The sequence below is a fragment of the Streptomyces qinglanensis genome (genome assembly GCF_900111245.1).
GTDB lineage: Bacteria > Actinomycetota > Actinomycetes > Streptomycetales > Streptomycetaceae > Streptomyces > Streptomyces qinglanensis.
This window is the reverse complement of sequence record NZ_FOGO01000010.1, coordinates 36296-45373: the sequence shown is the minus strand read 5'-3', so window position 1 is coordinate 45373 and position 9078 is coordinate 36296. Positions and strand designations below refer to the sequence as shown.

The window sequence follows — 9078 nt, the reverse complement described above, 5'->3', positions numbered from 1 at the left end:
CGGCCGCCGGTCCCGGTGCGGCGGTTCCGTTCTCCCGGAGGTTTCCCGTAGTGAGTTTCGTGCTGTCACCCGTACCCGAGGGCACCGCGGCGGGTGGTGACCCGATCGCGGTCCTCGGGGTGTCCGGTGCGCCGGATCCGTTCCGGGGCGCGGTCCCCGCCGCAGCCGAGGGCGCCCCCGTCCCGGGCCGACCGGACCCCGGGGCGACCGCGGTGTTCCTGGAAGGGCCGCACGGCGGCGCCGAGGCGAACCCGGTGCCCGGCGCACCGGTCGAGCATCTGCCGTCCGGGGACCCGCCGCTGTGCAACGCCGTCGCGGCGGCGCTGTCCTGGCTGCGCGGCGGCGCCGCGCGTACCGCAGTGGCCGGTACCACCGCGCAGCCGGGCGGCCGGCTGCTCCTCAAGCGCCTGTCCGACGCGCGGGCCGCCGGGGAGACGGTCCTGTGCCTGCTCGAACTCGCCGGCGAAGGCCGGGCCGCGCGCACCGGAGTCACCGGACTGCTCGCGGCCGTACGGCGGTTCCAGCCGCCGCAGTCGGACTCCGCGGCCCCGGCGGCCCCGGCGGCCCCGGCTGCTCCGGCGGCCCCGGCCGCTCCGGCCGCGCCTCCGGAACGGCCGGCCAGGACCCCGGCTCCGGAGCGGCCCGCGCTGGCCGGTGCGGTGCCCTGGCCGGTGTCGGGCCGTTCGGAGACCGGGCTGCGGACCGAGGCGCGGCTGCTCGCCGCGTATCTGCGCGACCACCCGGAACTGGACAGCCACGACGTCGCACACGCCCTGGCGACCGGCCGGGCCGCCGCCGAGCACCGCGCGGTCGCCGTGGGCACGGACCGCGAGGAACTGCTGGCCGCGCTCGACGCACTGGCCGCCGGGCACGACCACGAGGGCCTGGTGCGCGGCACCGCGCGGCCGGCCGGCGGTGTGGTGATGATGTTCCCCGGCGCCGGGGGCCAGTGGCGCGGCATGGGCGGCGGGCTGTGGGACAGCTCCCCGGCGTTCCGGGAGAGCGTCCGGGCCTGCGCGGAGGCGTTCGCGCCGTACGTGGACTGGTCGTTGGCCGACGTGGTGCGCGGTCGCCGCGGCGCGGCCTCGCTGAACCGGGTGGATGTGGTGCAGCCCGCGCTGTTCACCGTCACGGTGTCGCTGGCCGCCGTCTGGCGGTCCTTCGGGGTGGTCCCGGCGGCCGTGCTGGGGCACTCCCAGGGCGAGATCGCCGCGGCCCATGTCGCGGGTGCGCTCCCGTTGCCGGACGCCGCGCGGGTGGTGGCCGCGCGCAGCCGCCTCATCGCCGGGGCGCTGGCGGGCAAGGGCGCCATGCTGTCCGTGCCACTGCCCGCGGCGCAGGTCCGCGAACGACTCGCGGAGCTCGGCGGCGGGCTCGCCGTCGCGGCCGTCAACGGACCGGCCACCACCAGCGTGGCCGGCAGCCCGGACGCGATCGAGGAACTCTTCTCCCGACTCGTGGACGAGGGCGTCCGGGTGGCCCGGATCGTCTCGGACTTCGCCTCCCACTCGGCGCAGGTCGACGCGATCCGCGGACCCCTGCTCGACGAGGTGGGGCCCCTTCGCCACCGCTCCACCGACACCCTGCTCTGCTCGACGGTGACCGGCCGCGTCCTGGACCCCGCCGCGCTCGACACCGCGTACTGGTACCGGAACCTGCGCCAGACGGTGGAGTTCGACAGCGCGGTGCGGACCCTGCTGAGCCTGGGGTTCAGCACCTTCGTCGAACCCTCGGCACACCCACTGCTGACCGCCCCGGTGGCGGACATCGCCGCGGACACCGGGACCGAGGTGCACGCCGTCGGCTCGCTGCGGATGGGGGAGAGCACCGCGCAGCGCATGCTCACCTCGCTGGCCGAGGCCCAGGTGGCGGGGGTGCCGGTCGACTGGGCGGGTACCTGCGCCTCCCGCGGCCGGATCGAGCTGCCCGCCGGGCCGCTGCCGCAGCAGCCCCCGCACCGGATCGCCGCGGCCGGACCGGATGCGGCGGACGGATCGGATGCGGCGGACGGATCGGACTCCGCAACCGGTCTGTCCGCGCCGGGCGCGGCCGGGAGCGGGTTCTGGCGCGCGGTGGACCGCGGGGATCTGGCGGGCGCGCTCGGCGTCGTACTGCCCGCACTGAGCTGGTCGAACGGCTCATGACCGGACTGGATGTGACACTCCATGGAGGTGTGGTGTCGGAAGAACGGACCAACCACAGGCTGATGATCCTGGGAGCCGGGGTGATGGGCGTCGGCATCGCGGCGCTGGGCCTCGGCTCCGGGCTGCCGGTCACCCTCGTCGATGTCGACGAGGCCCGGCTGGAACAGGCGCGGCGGCGGATCCGCCGGGAACTGAAACTGGCCCGGCTGATGGGGGCGCTGCCGGACGGCGCCGCACCCGGTGAGCTGACCACCACCACCGCGGCGAAGGACGGCGCGGCGGCCACCGCCGTCATCGAGGCCGTCACCGAACTGGCCGAGGTGAAGGCCGCCGCGCTGGCCGAGGTCTCCGCACTGGTCGCCCCCGGAACCCCGGTGGTCTCCAACACCTCGTCCATCCCGATCGACGAACTCGCCGCGTCCGTGGCCCGGCCGCAGGAGTTCCTCGGCACCCACTTCATGAACCCGCCCTACCTGATCCCCACCGTGGAGGTGATCCGCGGGAGGCGGACCGGCGACCCGGCCGAAGCCGCGCTCGTCTCGCTGCTCACCGCGCTCGGCCGCACCCCCCTGGTGGTGGCCGACAGCCCGGGCTTCGTGACCAGCAGGGTGCTGCACCCCATGATCAACGACGCGATCCGGACGGTACGGGAGGGCACCGCGCCGGCGGAGACGGTGGACGCGCTCTTCGAAAGCGGCCTCGGCCACCGCACCGGGCCGCTGCGCACCGCCGACCTGATCGGTCTGGACAACCTCGCCGACTCGCTGCGGGTCCTCCACGAGAGGACCGGAGACCCGGGATGCGAGCCGGATCAGCTCCTGCTGGACAAGGTCCGGGCAGGCCACTTCGGCCGGAAGACCGGCCGCGGCTTCTACGACTACGGAGGGAACCCGTCATGACCACCACGCCCGAGCCGACCGCCGACGTCATCGCCGAGCGGATCTCCCGGTTCCTGGAGGAGCGCACCAAGACCTCCTTCGCGGTGGACACCGACGTGTTCGCCTCCGGCGGGGTCAACTCGCTGTTCGCCATGGAACTCGTGGTCTTCCTGGAAGAGGCGTTCGACGTCGAGATCGCGGGCAGCGACCTGCGGCTGGACAACATGCGCACGGTGACGGCCATGACCGCGCTCGTCCAGCGGCTGCGCGCCGAGGACGCCGCCGAGGCCGGGGACGCCGGGGACGGAGCCGGTCGTGGCTGACGGAACGGCCGTGGCCGGTCCGGCGGCCGGCCCGGCGGCCGACCCGGCCGCCGGACCCGACCGGCTCCGGGCCGTCGCCGCCGAACTGGTCGACGACTCTGCGGCCGACGCCTGGGACCGGGCGGGACGCATCCCCGAGGAGACCGTCCGCACGGCCGGCGCGCAGGGGCTGATGGCCGCGCAGATCCCCCGGCGCTACGGGGGCCCCGGGCTGAGCAGTGCCGACAACGGCGAGCTGACCGCGTTCGTCGGCAGCCGGTGCAGCTCCCTGCGCAGTCTGATGACCTCGCAGGGGATGGCCGCCTGGACCGTCCAGCGGCTCGGCGAACGGCAGCAGCGCGCCGCGCTGCTGCCCCGGCTGGCGGGCGGCGCGCAGGCCGCCGTCGCCTTCAGCGAACCGGAGGCGGGCAGCGACCTGTCCGCCATGGCCACCCGCATCGAACCGGACGGCGACAGCGTGGTGGTGACCGGCGAGAAGGTCTGGATCACCGCTGCCTGCTACGCGGACCTGCTCGTGGTCTTCGGCCGGTACGGCGACGGCGCCGCCGCGGTCGTGGTGCCCGCGACGGCACCGGGCGTCACGGTGGAACGGGTGCCCGAGCCGATGGGCTGCCGGGCCGCGGGGCACGCGCACCTCCGGCTGGACGGGGTGCGGGTGCCCGCGGGCGACGTGCTGGGCGGCGCCGGGCAGTCCACCGATCTGCTGGTCGGCACCGCGCTCTCCTACGGCCGGATGTCCGTCGCCTGGGGCTGCGTCGGCATCCTGCGCGGCTGCCTGGCCGCGGTCGGCCGGCACGCCCGCACCCGGCAGCAGTTCGGGAAGCCGCTGGCCGGGCACCAGCTCGTCGCCCGGCATGTGGCCGAACTGCTGGCAGCCGAGCAGACGGCGACCCGGGCGTGCGCGCACGCCAGCCACTGCTGGGACACCCGGTCCCCGGAGATGGTGTCGGCCACGGTGCTCGCGAAGTACGTGAGCTCCCGGCAGGCGGCGGCGGGGGCCGCGACCGCGGTCCAGGTACTGGCCTCGGCGGGCGCCCGGGACGGCCATCCGGTCGCACGTGCCTACCGGGACGCCAAGCTGATGGAGATCATCGAGGGCAGCAGCGAGATCTGCGAACTGCTGCTGGCCGAACACGCGTTGAGCGTCTACACCTGAGGAGCCCTGCTCCCGTAACCACCCGAGAGGACACCGGACGGTGAGCGAACACACGACCACGGTGAAGTGCCTGGTCTGGGATCTGGACAACACGCTGTGGCAGGGCACCCTGTCCGAGGACGCCGAGGTGCGGCTCGCCGAGGAGATCCGCGCGGTCGTCGTCGAACTGGACGCGCGCGGCATCCTGCAGGCGGTTGCCAGCAAGAACGACCACGAACCCGCCTGGGCCAGGCTGGAGGAACTGGGGATCGCCGAGTACTTCGTGCTCGCCTCCATCGGCTGGGGGCCGAAGTCGGAATCGGTGCGCTCGATCGCCGACCAGCTCAACTTCGCCCCGCGCACCCTCGCCTTCATCGACGACCAGCCCGCCGAACGCGCCGAGGTGGAGTTCCACCTGCCCGAGGTCCGCTGCTACCCGGCCGAGCGGGCCGCTGACCTCCTCTCGCTGCCCGAGTTCACCCCGGCCACCAGGACGGTCGACTCCGGCAAGCGGCGTGCGATGTACCGGGCGAACTTCCGCCGGGACGCCGAACGCGCCGAGTTCACCGGCCCCGACGAGGAGTTCCTGCGCACCCTCGAGCTGGATCTGCGGATCTTCCGCGCGACGCCGGTCGAACTCAGCAGGGTGGAGGAACTGACCCTGCGCACCAGCCAGATGAACGCCACGGGCGTGCACTACTCCGACGAGGCGCTGCGCGGGCTCCTCGCCGACGACGGCCACGAGGTGCTCGTCGCCACCCTCGCCGACCGGTTCGGCACCCACGGCGCGATCGGTGTCCTGCTGCTGGAGCGGCACCCGGCGGCCTGGCATCTGAAGCTGCTGGCCACCTCCTGCCGGGTGGTCTCCTTCGGCGTCGGTACGGCGGTGCTCAACTGGCTGGCGACCGAGGCGGCCACCGCGGGGGTCCACCTGCTGGCCGACTTCCGGCGCACCGACCGCAACCGCATGATGGAGGTCGCCTACCGGTTCGCCGGCTTCGACGACCAGGAGTGCGACTGCCGCGGCTCGCTGCCCGCCGCCGGGGCCGAGGGTGTGCAGCGGCTCCACCTGGTGGCCGAACACCGCGACCCGCCGGGCACCATGCGGCTGACCGCACCGGAGCTGGCCGCCCCCGTCCTGCAGGAGCACGCAGCGGACTGACCCGGCACCGGGGCCCGCCCCGGCCGGAGTCCCGGCCGGGGCGGGCACTCCCGGGCCGGGCTCCTCCGGCCGCGATCCGCTGCCGGGGAAGCCCGGCTCGCACCGGCGCCCGGCCCGGGCGCCGGTGCGAGCGTCAGGCGTCCTTCTTCCGGGCCAGAGTGATCCCGTCGGCGACGGGCAGCACGACGGGCTCCACCCGGTCGTCGGAGCGGAGGAGCTCGTTCACCTCGCGGATGGCGACCGTGTCGGGGTCGTCGGCGGCCGGGTCGACGACCCGGCCGAAGAAGAGAGTGTTGTCGAGCACCAGCAGTCCGCCCGGCCGCACCAGTTCGAGGGACGCCTCGTAGTAGGCGGGGTAGCTCTTCTTGTCGGCGTCGACGAAGACGAGGTCGACACTTCCGCTGCCCCCCTCCTTCCGCAGCCCGGCCAGCGTCTCGTGTGCGTCGCCGAGCCGGAGGTCGATCCGGTCGGCCACCCCCGCGCGTTCCCAGAACCCGGCGGCGATGTCCGTCCATTTTCTGTTGACCTCGCACGTGGTCAGCCTGCCCCCCTCCGGAAGGGCCCGCGCCATGCACAGCGTGCTGTATCCGGTGAAGGTGCCGATCTCCAGCACGGTCGACGCACCGGTCAACCGGATCAGCAGCGACAGGAACCGCGCCTCCGCGGCCGGCACCTGCATCGCGGTTCCCCCGGGCAGTTCGGCGGTCAACTCGCGCAGCGCGCCCAGTACCTCGTCCTCGGGGCGAGAGACGGACTCGATGTAGGCGAGCAGTTCCTCGGTGGCAGCTATCTGAGTGGCCATGCCCTCAACGTAGCCTCCCTCGCCCCTCAACACGCCGTGCAGCACCAAGACTCAGCGCCGCCCCTCCTGCCCCCCGGCGCCGTTCCCGTCCCGGCACGCGGCGTCCGGCTCCAGGGGTCCGGGCCCCGGGCCCCGGGCACGGGCACCGGGCACCGGGCACCGGCACTGGGCCCCGGGCGTCGAGGACCGGGAGCCGGACCCCCACCCGGGCCCCTCGTCCTGGGCAGTGGCGCGCCGGCCGATGCCGGGGGAAGGCCGACGGGGGCCGGGGGATCCGGGGCCGGGCCGCGGCCCCGGGGCGGCCGGGCACCACCCGTCGGCCGCGGAGCGGCCGTGGGTATCGTGCGCGCGTGATGAACGAGCGCACGGACACCTCGGAGCCGACAGCATTCCCGGCCACCAAGGCTTCGGCGGAGCCCCCGGAGCCGCTGCCGGTGGTCGACGTGCTGCTGATGGGCGTGGTGCTGGTCTTCCTCGCGGCGTACGCGTGGCCGATCCTGCAGCCGGACCTGAGCCCTCGGTGGCGGACCGCCTGCACCTGGGCGAGCTGGATCACCTGGGGCCTCTTCGCCCTCGACTACGTGGTCCGGCTGATGCGGGCCGTGGACCGCTGGGTCTACTTCAAGCGCAACCTCTTCACGCTGGCGACGGTGGTCCTGCCGTTCTTCCGGCCGCTGCGGATGCTGCGGCTGCTGACCGTGATGAGTGTGCTCAACCGCCGGGCCGCCGTCTCCCTGCGCGGCCAGGTCACCACCTATGCCGTCGGAGCCACCGGGCTGCTGATGTTCTGCGGGGCGCTGGCCGTGCTGGATGCCGAACGCGGTGTCGAAGGGGCCACCATCGACAGCTTCCCCGACGCGGTCTGGTGGGCCTTCGCCACCGTGACCACGGTCGGCTACGGGGACTACTACCCGGTCACGATGACCGGCCGGGTGGTGGCAGTACTGCTGATGATCGCCGGGATCGCGGTGCTCGGTGTGGTCTCCGCCTCGCTCGCCTCCTGGTTCATCGAACGCGTCTCGTCGGCCGGTACGGAGGAGCGGACCGCGACCCGCCAGGAGATCCACGAGCTGACCGAGGTGATCCGCGCCCAGCAGCGCCAGCTCGAGGAGCAGCGGGCCCTGCTCACCTCGGTGGGGCGGCAGCCCGCCGGGCCGGACCCCTCCCCGGCGGAGGACGGGCCGGGGGCGCCGCGGACCGGCTGACCGCGGCCGTTCCGGGGTGCGCCGGGCCGCCCCCGGACCGGCGCACCCCGGAACAGGGGGCGGCCCGGCGGAGCGGAAATACCGGACGGCGGCGGCCGGTGCTGATACTGGTAGGTGGGCGCGGCAGCCTGTGCCCGGAGCCGCGGACCGCCCGGCCCGCGCGCCTCCGCGGCTCCGCACCTCGGCGACCGCTCTGGAGGCACGCGCGTGCAGGACCACGACCCTTCCGGTGCGCACCGGGCCGGCGGCGGACACCGCGACGGACGCCGGGACGCCGGACGCCGGGACGCCGGACACCGGGACGCCGGACACCGGGACCACGGGCATCAGGATCACAGACAACAGGACCACGGACACCGGGACGGCGGGCATGCACACGAGGTGCGCGCGGACGCCGATCGCCGTTGGCTGGCAGGCGCGCTGACGCTGATCGTCGCCTTCATGGCCGCCGAGGTCGCCGTCGGCCTCGCGGCCGGTTCGCTGGCGCTGCTCTCCGACGCGGCGCACATGCTCACCGACGCGGCCTCCCTGGTCCTGGCGCTGGTGGCGATGCGGCTGGCCGCCCGGCCCGCACGCGGCGGCTACACCTTCGGCCTGAAACGCGCCGAGATCCTCTCCGCGCAGGCCAACGGCCTCACGCTGGTGCTGCTGGCGGTCTGGCTCGGCTACGAGGCCGTCCGCCGGCTGATCCGGCCACCGGAGGTCGAGGGCGGCTGGGTCCTGGTGACGGCTCTGGCCGGGATCGCGGTCAACGTCGTCGCGACATGGTGCGTCTCGCGTGCCAACCGCGCCTCGCTCAACGTCGAAGGGGCCTTCCAGCACCTCCTCAACGACCTCTATGCGTTCCTCGGCACCGCGGTGGCCGGACTGATCGTCCTGACCACCGGGTTCGCCCGCGCGGACGCGCTGGCCTCCCTCGCGGTGGTCGCGCTGATGCTCCGGGCGGGCAGCGGACTCATCCGCGCCTCCGGCAGGATCTTCCTGGAAGCGGCCCCCGCGGGCATCGACCCGGACACGGTCGGCGACCGCATGGCGGCGGCCGGCCAGGTCGCCGAGGTCCACGACCTGCACATCTGGCAGATCACCTCCAACCGTCCGGCCCTCTCGGCCCACGTCCTGGTCGTCCCCGACGGGGACTGCCACGGTGTGCGCCGTGCCCTCCAGCGGCAACTGCGCGAGGACTGGGGCATCACGCACACCACCCTGCAGGTCGACCACCTGGGGGAGGACGACAGCGGCACGCTGCTCCAGATCGACGACCGTCCCCGGGCTCCGCGCGAGAGCGGCGCCGGCACCGAGGTCCACGGCACCGAGGACGCCCACGGGCCCACCCACCGGCCCGGAGAACCACCGCACTGACAACCGCGCCTCCGGTACCCCGCGGCACCCCGGCAGCCACCCCGCCCGGTCGTACCGGAACCCCGTCGCG

General features: G+C 74.5%; 8 protein-coding genes. 7 read left to right on the top strand and 1 reads right to left on the bottom strand.

The window, feature by feature from the left end:
- The first annotated feature begins 50 nt into the window (after positions 1-50).
- From BMX65_RS20885 to BMX65_RS20865, 5 genes are all read left to right on the top strand, one after another.
- Entirely contained in the window at positions 51-2144 is a 2094-nt protein-coding gene (locus BMX65_RS20885; protein ID WP_075001882.1) for an acyltransferase domain-containing protein, read from the top strand.
- Positions 2145-2206: 62 nt separating this feature from the next.
- Entirely contained in the window at positions 2207-3043 is an 837-nt protein-coding gene (locus BMX65_RS20880) for a 3-hydroxyacyl-CoA dehydrogenase family protein (protein ID WP_075002017.1), read from the top strand.
- The gene (locus tag BMX65_RS20875) at positions 3040-3345 is read left to right on the top strand and encodes an acyl carrier protein (protein ID WP_075001881.1); all 306 of its coding nucleotides are present in this window, start codon (positions 3040-3042) and stop codon (positions 3343-3345) included. Before BMX65_RS20880 ends, BMX65_RS20875 begins: the two co-directional genes overlap by 4 nt.
- Positions 3338-4501 carry an acyl-CoA dehydrogenase family protein gene (locus tag BMX65_RS20870; protein ID WP_079172010.1) on the top strand — a complete coding sequence of 388 codons (1164 nt, stop codon included), beginning with the start codon at positions 3338-3340 and terminating at the stop codon, positions 4499-4501. Before BMX65_RS20875 ends, BMX65_RS20870 begins: the two co-directional genes overlap by 8 nt.
- A gap of 40 nt (positions 4502-4541) precedes the next feature.
- Complete coding sequence (locus tag BMX65_RS20865) at positions 4542-5642, top strand: HAD-IIIC family phosphatase (RefSeq protein ID WP_075001880.1); 1101 nt, start codon at positions 4542-4544, stop codon at positions 5640-5642.
- Positions 5643-5775: 133 nt separating this feature from the next.
- On the opposite strand, the gene BMX65_RS20860 is transcribed toward BMX65_RS20865, so the two are convergent.
- Complete coding sequence (locus tag BMX65_RS20860; RefSeq protein WP_075001879.1) at positions 5776-6444, bottom strand: O-methyltransferase; 669 nt, start codon at positions 6442-6444, stop codon at positions 5776-5778.
- A gap of 353 nt (positions 6445-6797) precedes the next feature.
- On the opposite strand from BMX65_RS20860, the gene BMX65_RS20855 reads away from it, so the two are divergent.
- Together BMX65_RS20855 and BMX65_RS20850 are read left to right on the top strand one after the other, a co-directional pair.
- Positions 6798-7649 carry a potassium channel family protein gene (locus BMX65_RS20855; protein ID WP_075001878.1) on the top strand — a complete coding sequence of 284 codons (852 nt, stop codon included), beginning with the start codon at positions 6798-6800 and terminating at the stop codon, positions 7647-7649.
- A 207-nt stretch (positions 7650-7856) separates the two neighbouring features.
- The gene (locus BMX65_RS20850) at positions 7857-9008 is read left to right on the top strand and encodes a cation diffusion facilitator family transporter (protein ID WP_075001877.1); all 1152 of its coding nucleotides are present in this window, start codon (positions 7857-7859) and stop codon (positions 9006-9008) included.
- Positions 9009-9078: the final 70 nt, after the last annotated feature.

What these genes read in the sequence shown, in the direction of transcription:
- BMX65_RS20855 (WP_075001878.1), top strand. Translation starts at nt 6,798, where the DNA reads ATGAACGAGCGCACGGACACCTCGGAGCCGACAGCATTCCCGGCCACC.
- BMX65_RS20875 (WP_075001881.1), top strand. Translation starts at nt 3,040, where the DNA reads ATGACCACCACGCCCGAGCCGACCGCCGACGTCATCGCCGAGCGGATC.
- BMX65_RS20880 (WP_075002017.1), top strand. Translation starts at nt 2,207, where the DNA reads ATGATCCTGGGAGCCGGGGTGATGGGCGTCGGCATCGCGGCGCTGGGC.
- BMX65_RS20860 (WP_075001879.1), bottom strand. Translation starts at nt 6,444, where the DNA reads ATGGCCACTCAGATAGCTGCCACCGAGGAACTGCTCGCCTACATCGAG.